This is a genomic window from Prauserella cavernicola, assembly GCF_016595675.1.
Classification (GTDB): Bacteria; Actinomycetota; Actinomycetes; order Mycobacteriales; family Pseudonocardiaceae; genus Prauserella_A; species Prauserella_A cavernicola.
Genome location: NZ_JAENJH010000003.1, coordinates 386,172 through 404,229, shown reverse-complemented (window position 1 = coordinate 404,229; position 18,058 = coordinate 386,172). Strand labels below are relative to the sequence as shown.

Below are 18,058 nucleotides of genomic sequence, written 5' to 3'. Positions count from 1 at the left end.
GGCGCGCCGCTCGCTGACCCGTTCACAGCAGGAAGACCTCCATGCTCGCCTATTCCTTGCGCCGACTGCTGATTTCGGTGCCCATCTTCATCGCGTCGACTTTCGTCGTCTTTCTGATGGCGGTGCTGTCGGGAAACCCGCTCAACAAGTTCCTCGCGATCAGCCCACCACCCCCACCACAGACCATCGAGGCGGAGCGGATCCGCCTGCACCTCGACCAGCCCATCTTCGAGCGGTACTGGAACTGGCTCACCGGGCTGTTCCGAGGTGACTTCGGCCCGTCGACCGAGTCGACGCTCGACATCGGCACCGAGGTGATCAACCGCTACGGCGTGACGTTGCGCCTGGTGTTCCTGGCGATGCTGCTCGCGTTGATCCTCGCGATCGTCGCCGGCGTGGTCAGCGCCGTGAAGCAGTACTCCGGCGTCGACTACACACTCACCTTCGTCGGCTTCCTCTTCCTCGCGATGCCCACCTTCTGGTTCGCGATCCTGCTGAAGGAAGCGGGCATCAACTTCAACAACGCCGTCGGCGAGCAAGTGCTCTACACCATCGGCGACAGTTCCGTGTACGTCGCGGGCGGCGCCTGGGACAAGGTGCTCGACATCGCGGGACACATGATCCTGCCGACGGTCTCGCTGGCGCTGCTGTCGTTCGCGGCCTGGAGCCGGTTCCAGCGCGCCGCGATGCTCGAGGTGCTGGGCAGCGACTACGTGCGGCTGGCCAGGGCCAAGGGCCTGCGCAGGGGCCAGGTGATGCGCAAGCACGCGCTGCGCACCGCGCTCATCCCGCTCACCACGGTGACCGCGCTCGACCTGGGCTCCATCATCTCGGGCGCCGTCGTGACCGAGAAGGTGTTCCAGTGGCAGGGGGCGGGCACGTTCCTGCTCGACGCCATCTCGCGCGACGACGTCTACGCGATCATGGCGTGGCTCGTGATCTCGGCGACCGTCATCATCGTGCTCAATCTCGTCGCCGACCTGCTCTACGGTGTGCTCGACCCGAGGATCCGCTATGCCTGACAACAGTGACCTGTCGTCCGCGACGACCCAGACACCCGAGAAGCGGACCCGCGTCGAGCGCGAGTTCACCGTCGCCGAGCGCAGTCAGGCGCAGCTGGTGCTGCGCCGGTTCCTGCAGCATAAGCTCGCCGTCGGCAGCCTCATCGTGCTGATCCTGATCGTGCTGCTGGCCTTCGTCGGCGGCTGGCTGTGGAAGTACAGCGTCGAAGACCTCACCGGCTCCAACTCGCAGCCGCCGTCGTGGGAGCACCCGTTCGGCACCGACGCCATCGGGCACGACAGCTTCGCGCAGGTGCTGCGCGGCACGCAGATCTCGATCAGCATCGCCGTGCTCGTGGCGGTGTTCGCCACGGTGATCGGCACGATCTGGGGCGCGGTGGCCGGCTTCTACCGCGGCTGGGTCGACACGGTGCTCATGCGCATCGCCGACCTCGTGCTCACGCTGCCGCTGCTCGCGGTCGCCGCGGTGCTCGCGCACAACACCAGCGGCTCGTGGTGGCTCATCGCCGTCGTGATCGCGGGTCTCTACTGGGCCTACGTCTCGCGTGTCGCGCGCGGCGTGGTGCTCTCGTTGCGGGAGAAGGAGTTCATCGAGGCGGCCAGGGCGCTCGGCGCCTCCGACTCGCGGATCATCTTCCGCCACCTGGTGCCCAACGCGCTCGGCTCGGTGATCGTCAACGCCACGGTGCTGGTGGCCATCGCGATCCTGATCGAGACGTCGCTGTCGTTCCTCGGCTTCGGCGTGACGCCGCCGGACACCTCGCTCGGCCTGCTCGTCAGCCAGAACCAGACCGCGGTGTCGACGCGGCCCTGGCTGTTCTACTTCCCGGGCCTGTTCATCATCCTGATCGCGCTGACGATCAACTTCATCGGGGACGGGCTGCGCGACGCGTTCGACCCCCAGCAGACGAAGGTACGCGCATGACCCCCACAGACCCCACTACGACGGCGGGCGACACCGTCCTCGAGGTGGAGGACCTGACCGTCCAGTTCCCCACCGACGAAGGTCTGGTGGAGGCCGTCCGCGGCGTCAACTACGAGCTGCGCCGGGGCGAGGTACTCGGGATCGTCGGCGAGTCCGGTTCGGGCAAGTCGGTGACGTCGCTGGCCGTGATGGGCCTGCTGCCCAAGACGGCCAGGGTCTCCGGCTCGGTGCGGTTCAACGGCAACGAGCTACTGGAATCCACCGACAAGCAGCTCTCCCGCATCCGCGGCAGGGGCATCTCGATGGTCTTCCAGGACCCGATGACGTCGCTGAACCCGGTCTACACCGTGGGCGACCAGATCGCCGAAACCATCCTGGTGCACAACGACATCAGCAAGAAGGCCGCTCACAAGCAGGCCATCGAGCTGCTGGAGACGGTGCACATCCCCAACCCCGAGCAGCGGGCGAAGTCCTACCCGCACGAGCTCTCGGGCGGGATGCGGCAACGCGTGGTGATCGCCATCGCGATGGCCAACCAGCCCGACGTGATCATCGCGGACGAGCCGACGACGGCGCTCGACGTCACGGTGCAGGCCCAGATCCTCGATGCTCTGCGCACCGCGCAGAAGGAGACCGGCGCGGCGATGATCCTGATCACCCACGATCTGGGTGTGATCGCGGGTCAGGCCGACCGCGTGATGGTGATGTACGCGGGCAAGCCGGTGGAGAAGGGCACGGCCGACGAGGTGTTCTACACCCCGCGGATGCCCTACACCCTCGGCCTGCTGGGCAGCCTGCCCCGCCTGGACGTCAAGACCGAGCGGCTCACGCCGATCGCGGGCTCCCCGCCTTCGGTGATCAACATGCCGCCCGGCTGCCCGTTCAGCCCGCGGTGCCCGCTCTCGGACGACATCTGCGACCAGGAGGAGCCCGACCTGGAATCCGGGTCGGACTCCGGGCACCTCGCGGCGTGCCACTTCAGCTACCGGGTTGAGGGCCACGAGCCCGCCGACCTGTTCCGGCCGAACGCGGAGGACCCGCTGCCCGCCGGTGCGACCGAAGGAGAGGTCATCGAATGACCGAGACGGCTCTCGAGGTCGAGTCAACGACCAGCCGCACCCCCGTGCTCTCCGCCCGCGACATCGTCAAGCACTTCCCCGTGCACGGCGGCGGGCTGCTGCGGCGCCGGATCGGCGACGTCCACGCGGTGTGCGGTGTCTCGTTCGACCTCTATCCGAACGAGACGCTCGGCCTGGTGGGCGAGTCGGGCTGCGGCAAGTCCACCACCGCTCGCGTGGTGCTGAACCTGCAGCCGGCCACGTCCGGTGAGGTCGAGTTCGAAGGACAGAACCTGAACACGTTGGCCCGCAGGGAGATGCGGCGCCTGCGCAGGAGTCTGCAGATCGTGTTCCAGGACCCGTACGCGTCGCTGGACCCGCGCATCCCGGTCAACGAGATCGTGGCGGAGCCGCTGCGCATCCACGGCCTCTACGAGAACGGCGGCAAGGAGCGCGTGCGCGAGCTGCTGGCCACCGTGGGCCTGCGGCCGGAGCACGGCAACCGGTTCCCGCACGAGTTCTCCGGCGGCCAGCGCCAGCGCATCGGTGTGGCGCGGGCGCTCGCACTGGAGCCGAAGGTGCTCGTGCTCGACGAGCCGGTGTCCGCTTTGGACGTGTCCATTCAGGCCGGTGTGCTGAACCTGCTGGAGGACCTCCAGGAGAACCTGGGTCTGTCGTACCTGTTCGTGTCCCACGACCTCTCTGTGGTGCGCCACGTCGCCGACCGCATCGCGGTGATGTACCTCGGCAAGATCGTGGAGATCGCGCCGGCGGAGCAGCTGTTCGAGCAGCCCGCACACCCGTACACGCAGGCGCTGATCTCGGCGATCCCGGTGCCGGACCCGCGCAAGGAGCGCACCCGGCAGCGCATCGTCATCACCGGTGACGTGCCGAGCCCGGCGAACCCGCCGAGCGGCTGCCGGTTCCGCACCCGCTGCCCGAAGTTCGCGAACCAGCTCAGCGACGGTCAGCGCACGAAGTGCGTCGACGAGGTGCCCGAGCTGATCGACCGCGGTCACGGCCACCCCTCGGCGTGCCACTACGCGGAGGCGGCCCAGCTGATCTGAGCCGCATGACACAGGCCCCGGGAGTCCAGGGTCGGACTCCCGGGGCCTGTGTCGTCAGGGGGTCAGCGGGGCGCGCGGATCCAGTCGACGGCGTTGGAGAACGGGCCCGCCATCGGCGCGCCCGGCGTGACGCCGGAGACGGTGCTGCCGATCGCGATGGTGTCGGCAAGCTGGAACAGCGGGATCGCCACGTTGCTCTGCCACAGCGCCGGCTCCACCGTGGCGAGGCTGTCGCGCAGTGGCTCGGCGCCCGTCAGTGCGGCGTCGATGGTCGGCTGCAGCACCGTGTCGCAGAACGCGGCCGTGGTGACGGCCGCCTCGGGCGGCTGGTCGGCCTCCGGCTCGTCGTCCCAGCCGGGCGGGCAGCCGTAGTTCGAGGCCAGGGTCGAGGCGGGGTCGCTGCTCACCGGCTGCGGCACCACGGCGATGTCCACAGCCACGTTGCCGCTCGTCGGCGGGGGCGCCGGTGTCGTGGTGGTCTCGGAGCTCTCGGGCGGCTGCGGTGTCTCGGTGCCGTCGGTCCCCTCGGCACCGTCCTCGGCGCCCGGCTGGGGCTCCTCGGTGTCCTCCGGCGCGGTCGCGCTGTCGACCGGCGTCGGCAGCGCCGAGTTGAACAGCTCCCGCGCGGGCGGGTTCACCGTGGTCACCTCGATGCCCGCCGCGGTCAGTTGCCTGCTCAGCTCCTGCGCGATGCTCGCGTACGGCTCCTGCTGGCCGGGCGAGGCGATCACCAGCGACAGGGGCGTGCCCTCCCTGGCCCACGTGCCCGCCTCGCGGGTGAACCCGGCCGCGCCGAGCAGCCGCTCCGCCTTGTTCGGCGAGGGCTTGCGGGGCGAACCGGAGCCGGGAATGGTCGGGCGGTAGTCGTCCGAAGACGGTGGCCGCACGTGCGCCCCGGCCCGCAGGTCCTCCGAGGGGCCGCCGCGGGTGCCCTCGGCGATGAGCTTGTCGCGGTCGATCAGCGCGGCCACCCCGGCGCGCACCTGGTCGTCGGCCAGCGCACCGACCGGGCGCAGCAACGTGGTGGCCAGGTAGGGCCGGGCGACGGTCTGGAGCTGGACGTCCTCGCCGAGGCCGTGGAACAGCTCGAGACCGGTGGCGTCGGTGGTGGCGAGTGAGAGCTGGTCATTGCCGGAGCGCAGCGCGGCCACCATGCCGGCCTGGTCCGAGCTGCGCAGCACGATCCGGTCGACGGCCGCGGGCTTCTCCCAGTAGCGCTCGTTGCGCTCCAGGATGATCTCGCCGCGCTCCTTGTCGAGCGTCTTGATCGAGAACGGGCCACCGTAGGCGGGGAAGCTGTCGAGCAGCGCGCCCTGCCAGCCACCCGGCGCGTCCTTGAGCAGGTGCGAGGGCATCAGGTTGTCGAACAGTGTCTGCCAGCCCGGGTAGTGCTCGGCGAACGTCACGTCGAGGCTCTTGCCGCCCGCGCCGGGCTGGATGCCGGTGATCAGCCGGTAGCCAGCCGCGTCGGCGACACCGGGCTGGTTCTTCATCGCGTCGGCGAGGTAGGCGAAGTCCTCCACCGCGATCGGCGCGCCGTCGGACCACGACGCCTCGGGCCGGATCTCGTACGAGACCGTGAACGGGTCCTCCGAGGTGACCTCGGCCGAGACCATGAGGTTCTCGTCGAGTTCGAGCGTGCCGTCGTCCGCGGGCCGGAACACCGAGGGCAGCAGCATCTGCGCGAGCGCCGACGTCACCGGCGAGAGGTCGGCGAGGTTGTGCGGGTTGTAGCCGCCGCCGATCTCGTCGAGGCTCACCACGATCTGCGACGGGGTCTCGGCCTCCGGCGTCGACGTCTCCGCGACGGGCGAGCTCACGACGGGCGGCGGCGGAGTGTTGGTGCACGCCGCGAGCACCACCGCCACCAGCGCGAACACGAGCGCCAACGGTCGCGCCCTCGATGGTGCGCCAGTCGCGTGCACGCAGCCCCCTGATCGTCGAACGGTCGTGCTCGGCATCGGTCGGCGTCGCCCGCACCGCCGACTCGAGGTGCGGCACCGCGCTGTCGCGGAGGCCGCATACGAGCCTGCCAGACCGGACGTCAAGCCCAGGTACCGGATCAGGTACCGCTACTTGGGGGACGCATGATGCGACCACACGGTTCCCGGAGAGCCTCCGGGAACCGACCTCGACGTCAGGCGTTCTGGTCGCGGCTCTTGGCCCGCGAACGCTCCTTGGCGCGCTGCGAGATGTCGAGCGTCACCTTGCGGACCCGGACCACCTTGGGTGCCACCTCGACGCACTCGTCGACCGCGCAGAACTCCAGCGCCTCCTCCAGGCCCAGCTTGCGCGGGCGGGCGAGGCGCTCCAGCTCGTCACCGGTCGACGACCGCATGTTGGTGAGCTTCTTCTCCTTGGTGATGTTGATGTCGAGGTCCTCGGCGCGCGGGTTCTCGCCCACGACCATGCCCTCGTACGCCTCGGCGCCCGGCTCGACGAAGAACGTGCCGCGGTCGGCCAGCTGCAGCATCGCGTAGCTGGTGATCGGGCCAGAGCGGTCGGCGACCAACGAGCCGCTGTGCCGCGTGCGGATCTCGCCCGCCCACGGGAAGTAGCCCTCGAACACGTGGTTGGCGATGCCGGTGCCGCGCGTCTCGGTGAGGAAGTCGGTGCGGAAGCCGATCAGGCCGCGCGCGGGCAGCACATACTCGAGCTTGATGCGGCCGGTGCCGTGCCCGTCCATCTGCTCCATGCGGCCCTTGCGGGAGGCGAGCAGCTGCGAGATGGCGCCCATGTGCTCCTCGGGCGCGTCGACGTAGAGCCGCTCGAACGGCTCGTGCAGCTTGCCGTCGATGGTGCGCGTGACGACCTGAGGCTTGCCGACGGTCAACTCGAAGCCCTCGCGGCGCATCTGCTCGACGAGGATCGCCAGCGCGAGCTCGCCACGGCCCTGGACCTCCCATGAGTCCGGGCGCTCGGTGGGCAGCACGCGGATGCTGACGTTACCGATCAGCTCGGAGTCGAGCCGCGACTTGACCATGCGGGCGGTGAGCTTGTCGCCGCCACCCCGGCCCGCCATCGGCGAGGTGTTGACGCCGATCGTCATCGAGATCGCGGGCTCGTCCACCGTGATCCTCGGCAGCGGCTCGGGGTGCTCGACGTCGGCGAGGGTGTCGCCGATGGTGATGTCCGGGATGCCGGCGATGGCCACCAGGTCACCCGCGCTCGCCTCCTGGGCGGGAACACGCGTGAGGGCCTCGGTGACCAGCAGTTCGGAGATGCGCACGGACTGGGCGGAGCCGTCCTCGCGCAGCCAGGCCACGTTCTGGCCCTTGCGCAGCTTGCCGCCGTGGATGCGGACCAGCGCGATCCGGCCGAGGAAGCTCGACGCGTCGAGGTTGGTCACCAGCGCGCGCAGCGGGGCCTCGGGGTCCGCGGTCGGCGCCGGGATGTGGTTCAGCAGGACCTCGAAGAGCGGGTCGAGGTTGTCGCTCGCGGGCACCTCGCCGTCGGCGGGCTGCTCCAGGCTGGCCTTGCCGTCGCGGGCCGCGGCGTAGACGACCGGCAGGTCGAGCACCGCGTCGAGGTCCGCGTCCTCGATGTCGGAGGCGAGGTCGAGCAACAGGTCGTGGGTCTCCTCGACGACCTCGGCGATGCGCGCGTCGGAGCGGTCGACCTTGTTCACCACCAGGATCACCGGCAGGCCGGCCTGCAGCGTCTTGCGCAACACGAAGCGGGTCTGCGGCAGCGGGCCCTCGCTCGCGTCCACCAGCAGCACCACGCCGTCGACCATGGCCAGACCGCGCTCGACCTCGCCGCCGAAGTCGGCGTGGCCGGGGGTGTCGATGACGTTGATCGTCACCGGACCGTCGGGCGTCTGCCTGCGGATGGCGGTGTTCTTCGCGAGGATCGTGATGCCCTTTTCGCGCTCGAGCTCACCCGAGTCCATGACCCGGTCGACCGGCTCGGCACGCTCGGTGAAGGCACCGGACTGCCGGAGCATGGCGTCGACCAGGGTCGTCTTGCCGTGGTCGACGTGTGCCACGATCGCGATGTTTCGGAGGTCCGTCCGGACCTTCTCGGCGGTGACTGCAGGCACGCGTCGGCTCCTGTGTTGGACGAGAAACTGGGGGTGACCACCGGCACTCGGGCGCGCAGACGGCCAGCGGTGGTCGTATCAAGAGTACTCGGGGCACAATTGTGCCCAGCGCCACACCTCGATCTAGGGTAGCCTCACCTAACCTGGGGCGCAGGAAAGCACCCGTCGTGGAGAGTGATCTGTGGGCAGCAAGCACGGGGCCGGCGACGACCCCAAGGCGGTCGTCCGCAAGCTGATGAAAAACGGCAAGGTCAAGAAGAAGTGCTGCAAGTCGAAGCCACGGTGCAAGAAATGTCCCGTGCTCGCACTGAAGAAGGCCAAGGCAGACATCGCCAAGGCCGCGTGAGCACGATCCCGCTCAGTGCGGGATGGCCTCGTTGAGCATCCGCAGCTCCGGACACGTCCGCGTCGCCGCGAACTCCGTCACCTCGTAGTGCGCGAGATGCGCGAGCGCCAGCGGGTCCGCCGCCAGCATCGCGTCGAGCTTGAGCCGGGACATGGGCCTGACGATCAGCACCTCGCCGAGATGCACGTCCCTGCGCCCCGAGGCCAGCAGGTGGTTGTGGTCGTACTGCTTCGCGACCCACTCCACGTGGTCGGGAAGCGCGTAGTCGATCTCCGTCAGGGGCGCGGTGTAGGTGACCAGCACGACATACATGTCCACGATGGTAAGCCTCGAACTGCTTCGACCGCCTTTCGAAAAAGTCCTCTGACCTGCGTAAACGATCAACCCGATCCGGTGAATCCGAGCAGCCGTTCGAGGTCGGGGACCAGGATCCGGTCGGCGGGCAGCCAGTCGAGTCCGGCCACGGCGTCCGGTGCCACCCAGCGCAGCGCACGGTGCTCCACGGCCCGTGGCCGCACGGCAGGATCGGCGAGCTCCGCCGCGAAGATCCGCAGCACCTTGCCTCCCGGCAGCGGCACGTCGGCACCCACCCGGGCACCCACCTCGACGGCGACGCCGAGCTCCTCCGCGCACTCCCTGCGCACGGCGGCGTCCTCCCGCTCGCCGGGCTCCACCCGGCCGCCTGGCAGTTCCCACAGTCCCGCCGCCTCGCTCGGGTAGGCGCGCTGCTGCGCGAGCAGGGTGCCGTCGCGGACGATGGCGGCTCCGACGATCACAACGGGGTCCACGAGCCGGGAGGTTAGCGTGCGTGCCGCCGCCAGCTGACCTGGAACCGCGCGCCGCCGTCCGGCGACTCCCCCACCGTGACCCTGCCGCCGCGCCTGCGCACGGCCTCGGCCACCATCGCCAGGCCCAGCCCGTTGCCGCCCGACGTGCGCGCCCGGTCGTCGGACACCCGGTAGAAGCGGTCGAAGACGTGCTCGCGGTGCTCAGGAGCGACGCCGGGGCCGTCGTCGTCCACCACGACGCGCACGCGGGCCCGCGACGCCAGCACCGACACCACGATCTGGCCCTCGGCGTAGCGGCAGGCGTTGCGCAGCAGGTTGTTCAGCACCAGCTCCACCTCGGCGTGGGTCGCGAGCGCCCACGCCTGCGGCACCACCGCGCTCACGCGCACCGACGGCGAGCCCGCCGGCAGCCTCGCCACCGCGTCCCTGGCCTCGGTGACCAGCTCAACCGGTTCGGCGGGCGGCACCTCGCCCGCGTCGGAGCGGGCCAGCGCGAGCAGGCCGTCGAGCAGCGCCGAGAGCCGCTCGGACTCCTCGAGGATGTCGCCGAGGGTCTCCTGCGAGAGCTCGGGATCGGGGTTGGTCACCGCGACCTCGGCCTGCACCCTGATGGAGGCGACGGGCGAGCGCAGCTCGTGCGCGGCGTCGCCGGTGAACCGGCGCAACCGCTCGCTGGCCTCCTCCTGCCTGGCCAGCAGGGCGTTGAAGTCCGACGCCAGCGCGCGCAGTTCGTCGTGCGCCTCCGGCAGCGGCAGTCTGCGGCCCTGCGGCAGGTCCTTCACCGAGCGCCGCATCCGGCCGACGGGCCGCAGCGCGGACCGCACGCCGAGCCACGTCGCGAGCGTCGCGGCGAGCGCGCCGACGAGCGCCACGAGCAGCAGCCAGCGCGAGCCGTCCGCCTTCGCCGCCTCCGACCCGACCATCGGCGTGCCCACGGCCACGAGCCGCGGCATGCCGTCCGGCGTCACCACCACCGAGCCGAGCCAGCGCACCGTGGTCGTGACCTCGCCCGTGAACCTGTTGCTCACCGGCAGGCCCGACTTGAGCGCTCGCACGTCCTGCTCGTCGAGTCGCACGGCCCCGTCGCCGTCCACCGGCGCCCCCGCGGTGTCGAGCACGCGCACGTCGATGCCCTCGGGCGCGCTCGGAGCCCTGCCCGCCTCGACGGTCGCGCTCGCCGTGGACAACGCGTTGCGCAGCTCGGCGTCGACGGAGTTCACCAGCAGCGGACCGAGTGCCTTGCCCGCGAGCACGGCCAGCCCGAAGAGCAGGGCCAGCGTGATCGTGGTGGTGACGAGGGTGATCCGGAAGCGCAGACTCCGCCGCAGCCACCAGCGGCGCGGCGAGGAAGTCAACTCGTGATCACCTGGTCGACCTCGGGGTCGGACGCGACGTAGCCGTGCCCGCGCACGGTGCGGACGAACGCGCCCGCGCCGACGGCGTCGAGCTTGCGCCGCACGTATCCGACGTACACCTCGACGACGTTGCGGGTGGCGGCCTGCTCGTCGCCCCACACCGCGCGCAGCAACTCGTCCTTGGTCACGACCGTGCCCGCCCTTCCCGCCAGCACCTCCAGCAGCGCGAACTCCCTCGGGCTCAGCGCCACCGGGTCGTCGCGCCAGCGCACCTCCCGCGCGGCCCGGTCCACCGTCAGCCCGCCGATGCGCAGCGGCCCGCGCGCGCCCTGCGCGGCCGCCCTGCGCAGCACCGCGCGCACCTGGGCGACGAGCACCACGAACGAGAAGGGCTTCACGAGGTAGCCGTCGGCGCCGAGGTCCAGACCGTCGGCCTGGTCGACCTCGCCGTCCTTGGCCGAGATCAGCAGCACCGGTGTGTGCACGCCCTGCGCGCGCAGGTGCTGGAGCACGCGGTAGCCGGACAGGCCAGGCAGCATGATGTCGAGCAGTAGTGCGTCGAAGGAACCGGTCTGAGCCAGCCGCAGGCCCCCGGGGCCGTCCGCGGCGGTGACCACGTCCATGCCCTCGGCGGTGAGGCCCCGCTGCAGGGCCTTGCGCACGCCGGGCTCGTCGTCCACGACCAGTACTCGAGGTCTCACGCTCTCAGCATGCCGTTTTCGGGCGCGCGATGCGCGTGCTCTCAGCCCGTTCTCAGCATCTCAGGACGATCTCAGTACGCACCGAGCAGTCTCGGTGACGGAAAACGGGGCACACTTACATCGACCACTGGAGGGGCAGTGAACCCGAAGAAAAGAGCAGTGACCGTCGCCGTCGCCGGAACCGCGGCCGGGGCCATCGGGCTGGGCATCATGGCGATGCCGGCCGGGGCCGGGGAGGCACCGGAGCTCCCGTCGGTCAGTGCGCAGGAGCTGGTCGAGTCCGTGCTGAAGGCCGACCCGCCCGCGCTCTCCGGCAACGTCGCGATCGACAACGACCTCGGTCTGCCCGCGATGCCGGGCATGGCGATGCTCAACGTCGAGTCGGCCCGGGTCTACCACGACGGCGACCACGCCAGCCGGATCGCGCTCGAGCAGAACGGCAGCGAGGTCACGCTGGTGCAGAACGGCGGCACCGCCTGGAGCTACGACGCCGCCGACAACACCGCGACCAAGACGACCCTGCCCGAGAACGCCGAGCGCAAGCACAAGGCAGCTGGCCAGGACGAGCTGGCCGACCCGTCGTCGGCGGCGGCGACCATGCTCGACTACGTGCGCCAGAGCAGCACCGTGGCCGTGGACGGCACGGCGACGGTGGCTGACCGCGCTGCCTACGAGCTGGTGCTCACGCCGAAGCCGACCGAGCGCACGCTGCTGCGCGAGGTGCGGATCGCGGTCGACGCGGAGAACCGCCTGCCGCTGCGCATGTCGGTGCTGACCAACGGCACCACCGAGCCCGCGTTGCAGATCGGGTTCACCGACATCGACTTCGGCCCGCAGCCCGCGGACCTGTTCGAATTCTCGCCGCCGCAGGGCGCCGAGGTCACCGACTCGCAGCCGAGGAACAAGCCGGAACAGCTGCCCGACAAGCCGGCCGGCGAGGTCACCGGCGAGGGCTGGGACAGCGTCTACGTGGGATCCGTGCCCCCCGAGACGCTCGACCGGAGGCCGGACTCCGACGGTCCCGACGCTCGCGGTCTGCTCGACCAGTTCGGCACGCGGGTCCAGGGCGAGTTCGGCTCCGGTTACGTCGTCAGCACCAAGGTCGGCACCGCGCTGATCACCGATGACGGCCGGTTCGCGGTCGGCGCCGTGCCGCAGCAGGTGCTGACAGAGGCACTGGGCACGCGGTGAGCACGTCGACAACGGCAACGGATGTGGTCGCCCCCGAGGGGGCGGCCACACCCGCCGCGGCGCTGGCTGCGCAGACGAGGGGGCTGCGCAAGCTGTACGGCCGCACGGTGGCGGTGGACCACGTCGATCTCGACGTCCCCGAGGGTGCGGTGCTGGGCATGCTCGGCCCGAACGGGTCGGGAAAGACCACGACGATCCGGATGCTGCTGGGGCTCGTCCGGCCGACCGCGGGCACGGTCAGCCTGCTCGGGCACGCCGTGCCGGAGCACGCGGGGCACGCGCTGCCCGACGTCGGCGCCCTCGTGGAGGGCCCCGGCTTCCACCCGTTTCTCTCCGGACGCGAGAACCTGCTGCGCATGGCGGCGGCGGAGCCCCGGCTGGCGACGGGCGACATCCCGCACGCGGTCGGCGAGGCGCTGGAGCGCGTCGGTCTCGCCGCGGCGGCCAACCGGCGTTACCGGGGGTACTCGCTGGGCATGAAGCAGCGGCTCGGGCTCGCCGGGGCGCTGCTGGTGCCCCGGCGCATGGTGGTGCTCGACGAGCCGACCAACGGGCTCGACCCCGCGGGCACGCGCGAGGTGCGCACGATCATCTCCGAGCTGCACGCGGCCGGGGTGACCGTGCTGGTGTCGTCGCACCTGCTGGCCGAGGTGGAGGCCACGTGCACGCACGTCGCCGTGCTGCACGCGGGCAGTGTGGTGGCGCAGGGCGAGCTCGCCGAGCTGCTGGAGTCCGGATCACCCGCGCTGCTGGTGTCCACAACAGACGGAACAGCGGCGATGGAGGCGTTGCGGGCCAGCCGGATCCCGTCGCGACTGGCTCCCGAAGGCGTGCGCGTGGATCTGACCGCCTGCACGCCTCCCGAGGTGATCGCCGCACTGGTGCACGCCGGTGTCGACGTGCACGAGGCGCGCCGAGCCCGCACCGGTCTGGAGGACCTGTTCGCCAGGCTGACCCAGGAGCCCGACGAGGAGGACGGGTCATGACCGACGCGACGACCACGCTCGCGCCCGCACCGGTCGCGCGGCGCTCGCACGCCACTCTGGGCAGGCTGGTGCGCGCCGAGCTGCGCTGGATCTACCGCAGGCCACGCACGCTGGTGGTGCTGGGACTGCTCGCCGCGATCCCGGTGATCGTCGGCATCGCGCTGACGTTCGTCGGCTCCGCCGGTCCGGGCGGCGGTGGCGGTGACGGGGCGTCCCTGCTCGCCACGGCGGCGGGCAATGCGCTCGTACTGCCCATCGCCACACTCGCGATGGCGCTGAACCTGCTGTTGCCGCTCAGTGCGGCGATGTCGGGCTCCGACGCGCTGGCGGGCGAGACCGCACACGGCACGTTGCGCGGCTGGCTGCTCGCACCGGTGAGCAGGGGCAGACTGCTGCTCGTCAAGTCGCTCGGCGTCGCGACGTTCGCGCTGTCGGCCGTGCTGGTGATGGCGGCGACCGGAGTGCTCACCGGCTTCGTGCTCAACGGCACCGACGGACTGGTGACGCTGTCGGGTTCGACGCTGTCGTTGCCCGCCGCGCTGCTCAAGGTGGCCATCGCCGCCGGCTGGGTCGCGCTGCAGCTGTGGGCTATCGGCGCGGTGGCGCTGGCGATCTCGGCGTGGACCGAGCATCCGATGGTGGTGCTCGCCTCCGTGCTGGGCGGCGTGATCGTGTTCTCGGTGCTGCAACTGCTCGACGCGCTCGAGTGGCTGCATCCGTTCCTGCTCAACGACTCCTGGCTGGCGCTGGGCGACGTGCTGCGCGACCCGATGCCGACCGGTGGGCTGGCCGAGGGGGCGCTGCGCGCGGCCTGCTACATCGTGATCGCACTGTCGATCGCCTACGCCAAGCTGAGCACCAAGGACGGTTAGCCGAGCACGGCGACGCCGTCGGGATCGAGCACCAGGCGCACCCGGTCGCCCGCCCGCGCGGGCTCGGACATCGGCGCGATCGCGTCCAGCGGCTCGGGGCCCGCATCGGGTCGGACCGAGAGCCGGACGTGGTCGCGCCGGTGCACGCCGGCCAGTACCTCGGCCCCGGCGCCGTCGGCGGCGACGCGGACGGCGTTGGGACGCAGGCCGAGCGACACCGGGCCGTCGGAAGCCCACGGCACGCGCACCTCACCGAGCGCGCACGTGACCACTCCGCTCGCGGCGTCGCCTGGCAGCACCGTGGTGACGCCTAGGAACCGCGCGACGCGCTCGTCCACCGGGCGGCGCCACACGTCGAGCACGTCGCCGAGCTGCTGGATCCGGCCCGCGTCGAGCACCGCGATCCGGTCGGCGAGCGTGAACGCCTCCTCCTGGTCGTGGGTCACGAGCAGGGTGGTGATCTTGGCCCGCCGCAGCACGTGCGCCAGGTCGATGGCGAGGTGCTCGCGCAGCTCCGCGTCGAGGCCCGACAGCGGCTCGTCGAGCAGCAGCAGCCTCGGCCCCGGCGCGAGTGCCCTCGCCAGCGCCACACGTTGTGCCTCGCCGCCCGAGAGCTCGGTGACCTTGCGCCGCTCGTACCCGGCGAGGCCGACGAGCGCGAGCAGCTCACGCACCCGCTTCCGCTGCTCGGCCTTGGCGGTGCCGTGCATGCGGAGGCCGAACGCGATGTTGGCGGCGACGTCGCGGTGCGGGAAGAGCTGCCCGTCCTGGAACACGAGCCCGAAACCGCGCCGGTGCACCGGAACCCGCCCGAGGTCGGCTCCGTCCCAGCGCACCGAGCCGGTGGCCGCCGGTTCGAGCCCGGTGATCGCCCGCAACAGGGTGGACTTGCCGGAACCGGACGGACCGAGCAGCGCCAGCACGTCGCCGTCGGCGATCTCCAGGCCGGCGTCGCGCACGGCCTCGAACGACCCGTAGGTCACGCTCAGCCCTTCGACCGTCAGCATCAGAACTCCCCTACCTGCGCCTGCGGTGCGCGCAGCCGCTCGATCAGCATCGCCACGAGCGCCGTCACGAGCATCAGCAACGTGCACGCGGCGTAGGCCATCTGGCTGTTCAGCTCGCCGGGCCTGTTCACCAGCGACCCGATGGCCACCGGCAGCGTCGGCGCGTCCGGCCTGGCGAGGAAACTCGTGGCGCCGAACTCGCCCAGCGCGACCACGTAGCCGAACGCGGCGGCCGCCGCGAGCGACCGCGCGACCAGCGGCAGATCGACCTCGCGCCACACCCGGGCCGGGCTCGCGCCGAGCGTCGCGGCGGCCTGGCGCAGGCGTTCGTCCACCGACCGCAGCACGGGCAGCACCATCCGCACCACGAGCGGGATGATCACCAGCGCCTGCGCGAACGGCACGAGCAACGGCGACGTGCGCAGATCCCACGGCAGGTCCCCGAGCGTCACGAGGTAGCCGAAGCCGACCGTCACGGCCGAGACGCCGAGCGGCAGCATCAGAGCCGCGTCCATCACCTCGCCCGCCGCCCGCGCACCGCGCCCCGGCGCGCGCCGCAACGCGACGAGCGTCGTCGCGGCGAGCACGCCAACGACGAGCGCGAGCATCGTCGCGTCCGACGCCGTGCGCAGCGAGTTGAGCGCGGCGTCCCAGCCGCTGACGTCGAGCGTGCCGTTCTCGCCACCCGTGGACAGCGCGCGATAACCCGCCAGGCTCCAGCCGTCGCGGGTCGCGAACGACCGCACCACCAGCGCCGCGATCGGCACCAGCAGCAGCGCGAGCACGCCGAACGCGGCGGAGACCACCCACCACTCGCGTCCCTCCGGCCTGCGGGCCGTCTCGCCCTTGGCGCGCAGCCGCACCGCGGTCTCCCTGCGCCTGCGGGCCAGCGCGCCGATCGCCAGCGCGGCGAGCACGGCCACCAGCTGCACGATCGACAGCGCGGCGGCGCCGGAGAGGTCGAGCAGGTTCACGGTCCGCAGGTAGATCTCGGTCTCGAGCGTGCGGTAGCGGGCACCACCGAGCATGAGGACCACGCCGAAACTGGTGGCGCAGAACAGGAACACCACCGCGGCCGCCGACGCGACGGCCGGAGCGAGCGCCGGCAGGGTCACCGAGCGGAACGCCCGCCACGGCGACGCCCCGAGGGCCCTCGCCGCGTCCTCGCCACGCCGGTCCAGGTGTGCCCACAGCCCGCCGACGGTGCGGGCCACCACGGCGACGTTGAAGAACGCGTTGGCCAGCACGATCGTGAACACGCCGCCGTCGGGCCACAACGCCTTGAACGCGAGCCCCACCACGACGGTCGGCAGCACGAACGGCACCAGCACGAACGTGCGCACGAGTCCCGCCCCGCGCAGGCGCACACGCGCCAGCAGGAACGCGACGGGAAAGCCCGCGAGCACGGCGACCACGGTGGACGCGGCCGCCTGCGCCACGGTGAACGCGGCCAGTTCCCAGGTCTGCGACTGGGCCAGCGCCGTCGCGACACCGCCGTCGGCGAAGCCCAGCCGCAGGATCGCCACGACCGGCCACGCGAAGAAGACGGCGAGGAACGCGATGGGCAACACCGCGAGCAGCGTGACTCCCGCGGCCGAACCACGCGCCCGTGCGCGCAGCGTCAGCCCTCGATCAGCCCGCGCCATTGCTCGATCCATCCCTCACGTCCGGCCTGCACCTGCTCGCCGGGCAGCGACGCGGGGTCCTCCGGCAACGGAGCCGCCTTGGCCCAGCCGGAGGGCAGCGCGACGCCGTCGCGCGTCGGGTAGACGTACATGTTGTCGGCCACCGTCGTCTGGAACTGTTGCGAGAGCAGGAAATCCACCACCTTGCCCGCCGCCTCGGCGTTCTCGGTCCCCTCGAGCACGCCCGCGTACTCGACCTGCCGGTAACACGTGTCGAGCAGCGCCTTGGTGCGCGGTTCACCGTCGTCACCGATCTCCGCGGCGGGCGACGACGCGTACGACACCACGATCGGCTTCGGCCCCTGTCCCGACGAACCGGAGAACTCCTGCGTGTAGGCCTCGGTCCAGCCGCTGACCACCTGCACGTCGTTGTCCTTGAGCCGCTGCCAGTAGTCCGCCCAGCCCTGCTCGCCGTAGCGGGCGACCGTGGCGAGCAGGAACGCCAGCCCCGGAGACGAGGTCGCGGCGTTCTCCACCACCAGCTGTCCCCGGTAGCGCGGGTCGGCGAGGTCGTCGAACGTCTCGGGTTCCGGCAGGTCCCGCTCCGAGAACCACTCGGTGTCGATGTTCACGCACACGTCGCCCACATCGACCGCGGAGAGCCGGTGCCGCGGATCGATCGAGTACCGCTGTGGCCCCCGGTCGGCCTCCGGGCTGGTGTAGGGCTGGAACACGTCCTCGGCGAGCGCGCGCGAGGCGAAGGTGGAGTCCACGCCGTAGGCCACGTCGGCGACCGGGTTGGCCTTGCTGAGCACGAGCTTGTTGGTCAGCGCGCCGGCGTCGCCCTGCTTGGTGACCTGGATGCGGATGCCGGACTGCTGCTCGAAGGCGTCGAGCACCTCCTGCGGCGCCGCCCACGAGTCGTGCGTCGCGAGCCGGACGGTCGTCGGCCCCTCGGACTGCTCGTCCTCCCCCGCGGTCAGGGTGCAGCCCGCTGTCGTCGCGGCGAGAACCAGAGCGGTCGCCGCTCGAAGGAACCTCATCAACCCTCCTTGTCGTGACCGGTGTCGCCG

At 71.2% G+C, this 18,058-nt stretch carries 17 protein-coding genes; 8 read left to right on the top strand and 9 right to left on the bottom strand.

All coding sequences use genetic code 11. The features are described 5' to 3' along the window. The first annotated feature begins 41 nt into the window (after positions 1-41). Genes JHE00_RS15270 through JHE00_RS15255 form a run of 4 tightly spaced genes read left to right on the top strand, consistent with a single transcriptional unit; the run spans position 42 to position 4,072 of the window. Positions 42-1,022, top strand: a complete 981-nt coding sequence (locus JHE00_RS15270) for an ABC transporter permease (RefSeq protein ID WP_200318719.1) — start codon at positions 42-44, stop codon at positions 1,020-1,022. Continuing rightward, the gene (locus JHE00_RS15265; protein WP_200318718.1) at positions 1,015-1,947 is read left to right on the top strand and encodes an ABC transporter permease; all 933 of its coding nucleotides are present in this window, start codon (positions 1,015-1,017) and stop codon (positions 1,945-1,947) included. The genes JHE00_RS15270 and JHE00_RS15265 overlap by 8 nt, the downstream gene beginning before the upstream one ends. Next, positions 1,944-3,026, top strand: coding sequence for an ABC transporter ATP-binding protein (locus tag JHE00_RS15260; protein WP_200318717.1), 1,083 nt, complete (start codon positions 1,944-1,946; stop codon positions 3,024-3,026). Before JHE00_RS15265 ends, JHE00_RS15260 begins: the two co-directional genes overlap by 4 nt. Further along, positions 3,023-4,072, top strand: a complete 1,050-nt coding sequence (locus JHE00_RS15255) for an ABC transporter ATP-binding protein (protein WP_200318716.1) — start codon at positions 3,023-3,025, stop codon at positions 4,070-4,072. Before JHE00_RS15260 ends, JHE00_RS15255 begins: the two co-directional genes overlap by 4 nt. Positions 4,073-4,134: 62 nt before the next feature. On the opposite strand, the gene JHE00_RS15250 is transcribed toward JHE00_RS15255, so the two are convergent. Together JHE00_RS15250 and typA are read right to left on the bottom strand one after the other, a co-directional pair. Further along, positions 4,135-5,952: an ABC transporter family substrate-binding protein gene (locus JHE00_RS15250; RefSeq protein ID WP_307831983.1), complete on the bottom strand. Its 1,818-nt coding sequence runs from the start codon at positions 5,950-5,952 to the stop codon at positions 4,135-4,137. A 257-nt stretch (positions 5,953-6,209) separates the two neighbouring features. Then, on the bottom strand, positions 6,210-8,114 hold the full coding sequence (gene typA / locus JHE00_RS15245) for a translational GTPase TypA (RefSeq protein WP_200318714.1): 1,905 nt from the start codon (positions 8,112-8,114) through the stop codon (positions 6,210-6,212). Between the two features lie 181 nt (positions 8,115-8,295). Here typA and JHE00_RS15240 point away from each other — a divergent pair, with 181 nt between their 5' ends. Beyond that, positions 8,296-8,460 carry a hypothetical protein gene (locus JHE00_RS15240; protein WP_200319400.1) on the top strand — a complete coding sequence of 55 codons (165 nt, stop codon included), beginning with the start codon at positions 8,296-8,298 and terminating at the stop codon, positions 8,458-8,460. 12 nt (positions 8,461-8,472) lie between these two features. Here JHE00_RS15240 and JHE00_RS15235 read toward each other — a convergent pair whose 3' ends face one another. The 4 genes from JHE00_RS15235 to JHE00_RS15220 all read right to left on the bottom strand — a co-directional run bounded on the left by JHE00_RS15235 (position 8,473) and on the right by JHE00_RS15220 (position 11,304). Next, a complete protein-coding gene (locus tag JHE00_RS15235; RefSeq protein ID WP_200318713.1) occupies positions 8,473-8,772 on the bottom strand; it encodes a YciI family protein in 300 nt (99 codons plus the stop codon). A gap of 68 nt (positions 8,773-8,840) precedes the next feature. After that, complete coding sequence (locus tag JHE00_RS15230) at positions 8,841-9,248, bottom strand: (deoxy)nucleoside triphosphate pyrophosphohydrolase (protein ID WP_307831952.1); 408 nt, start codon at positions 9,246-9,248, stop codon at positions 8,841-8,843. Between the two features lie 11 nt (positions 9,249-9,259). Then, positions 9,260-10,603, bottom strand: a complete 1,344-nt coding sequence (locus JHE00_RS15225) for a sensor histidine kinase (RefSeq protein ID WP_200318712.1) — start codon at positions 10,601-10,603, stop codon at positions 9,260-9,262. Then, on the bottom strand, positions 10,600-11,304 hold the full coding sequence (locus JHE00_RS15220; RefSeq protein WP_200318711.1) for a response regulator transcription factor: 705 nt from the start codon (positions 11,302-11,304) through the stop codon (positions 10,600-10,602). The genes JHE00_RS15225 and JHE00_RS15220 overlap by 4 nt, the downstream gene beginning before the upstream one ends. Positions 11,305-11,442: 138 nt before the next feature. On the opposite strand from JHE00_RS15220, the gene JHE00_RS15215 reads away from it, so the two are divergent. From JHE00_RS15215 to JHE00_RS15205, 3 genes are read left to right on the top strand one after another with little or no spacing between them, the layout of a single operon-like run. Next, positions 11,443-12,495: a LolA family protein gene (locus tag JHE00_RS15215; RefSeq protein WP_200318710.1), complete on the top strand. Its 1,053-nt coding sequence runs from the start codon at positions 11,443-11,445 to the stop codon at positions 12,493-12,495. Beyond that, the gene (locus JHE00_RS15210; RefSeq protein ID WP_200318709.1) at positions 12,492-13,481 is read left to right on the top strand and encodes an ABC transporter ATP-binding protein; all 990 of its coding nucleotides are present in this window, start codon (positions 12,492-12,494) and stop codon (positions 13,479-13,481) included. Before JHE00_RS15215 ends, JHE00_RS15210 begins: the two co-directional genes overlap by 4 nt. Beyond that, positions 13,478-14,353, top strand: a complete 876-nt coding sequence (locus JHE00_RS15205; RefSeq protein WP_200318708.1) for an ABC transporter permease — start codon at positions 13,478-13,480, stop codon at positions 14,351-14,353. The genes JHE00_RS15210 and JHE00_RS15205 overlap by 4 nt, the downstream gene beginning before the upstream one ends. On the opposite strand, the gene JHE00_RS15200 is transcribed toward JHE00_RS15205, so the two are convergent. Genes JHE00_RS15200 through JHE00_RS15190 form a run of 3 tightly spaced genes read right to left on the bottom strand, consistent with a single transcriptional unit; the run spans position 14,350 to position 18,028 of the window. After that, positions 14,350-15,360, bottom strand: coding sequence for an ABC transporter ATP-binding protein (locus tag JHE00_RS15200; protein ID WP_200318707.1), 1,011 nt, complete (start codon positions 15,358-15,360; stop codon positions 14,350-14,352). The genes JHE00_RS15205 and JHE00_RS15200 overlap by 4 nt on opposite strands. Further along, complete coding sequence (locus JHE00_RS15195) at positions 15,360-17,006, bottom strand: ABC transporter permease (protein WP_200318706.1); 1,647 nt, start codon at positions 17,004-17,006, stop codon at positions 15,360-15,362. The genes JHE00_RS15200 and JHE00_RS15195 overlap by 1 nt, the downstream gene beginning before the upstream one ends. Next, entirely contained in the window at positions 16,982-18,028 is a 1,047-nt protein-coding gene (locus JHE00_RS15190) for a thiamine ABC transporter substrate-binding protein (protein WP_200318705.1), read from the bottom strand. Before JHE00_RS15190 ends, JHE00_RS15195 begins: the two co-directional genes overlap by 25 nt. Positions 18,029-18,058 lie beyond the last annotated feature (30 nt).

Coding starts and splice junctions, on each gene's coding strand:
- JHE00_RS15270 (WP_200318719.1), top strand. CDS start 42: ATGCTCGCCTATTCCTTGCGCCGACTGCTGATTTCGGTGCCCATCTTC.
- JHE00_RS15265 (WP_200318718.1), top strand. CDS start 1,015: ATGCCTGACAACAGTGACCTGTCGTCCGCGACGACCCAGACACCCGAG.
- JHE00_RS15260 (WP_200318717.1), top strand. CDS start 1,944: ATGACCCCCACAGACCCCACTACGACGGCGGGCGACACCGTCCTCGAG.
- JHE00_RS15255 (WP_200318716.1), top strand. CDS start 3,023: ATGACCGAGACGGCTCTCGAGGTCGAGTCAACGACCAGCCGCACCCCC.
- JHE00_RS15235 (WP_200318713.1), bottom strand. CDS start 8,772: ATGTATGTCGTGCTGGTCACCTACACCGCGCCCCTGACGGAGATCGAC.
- JHE00_RS15205 (WP_200318708.1), top strand. CDS start 13,478: ATGACCGACGCGACGACCACGCTCGCGCCCGCACCGGTCGCGCGGCGC.
- JHE00_RS15200 (WP_200318707.1), bottom strand. CDS start 15,360: ATGCTGACGGTCGAAGGGCTGAGCGTGACCTACGGGTCGTTCGAGGCC.
- JHE00_RS15195 (WP_200318706.1), bottom strand. CDS start 17,006: ATGGCGCGGGCTGATCGAGGGCTGACGCTGCGCGCACGGGCGCGTGGT.
- JHE00_RS15190 (WP_200318705.1), bottom strand. CDS start 18,028: ATGAGGTTCCTTCGAGCGGCGACCGCTCTGGTTCTCGCCGCGACGACA.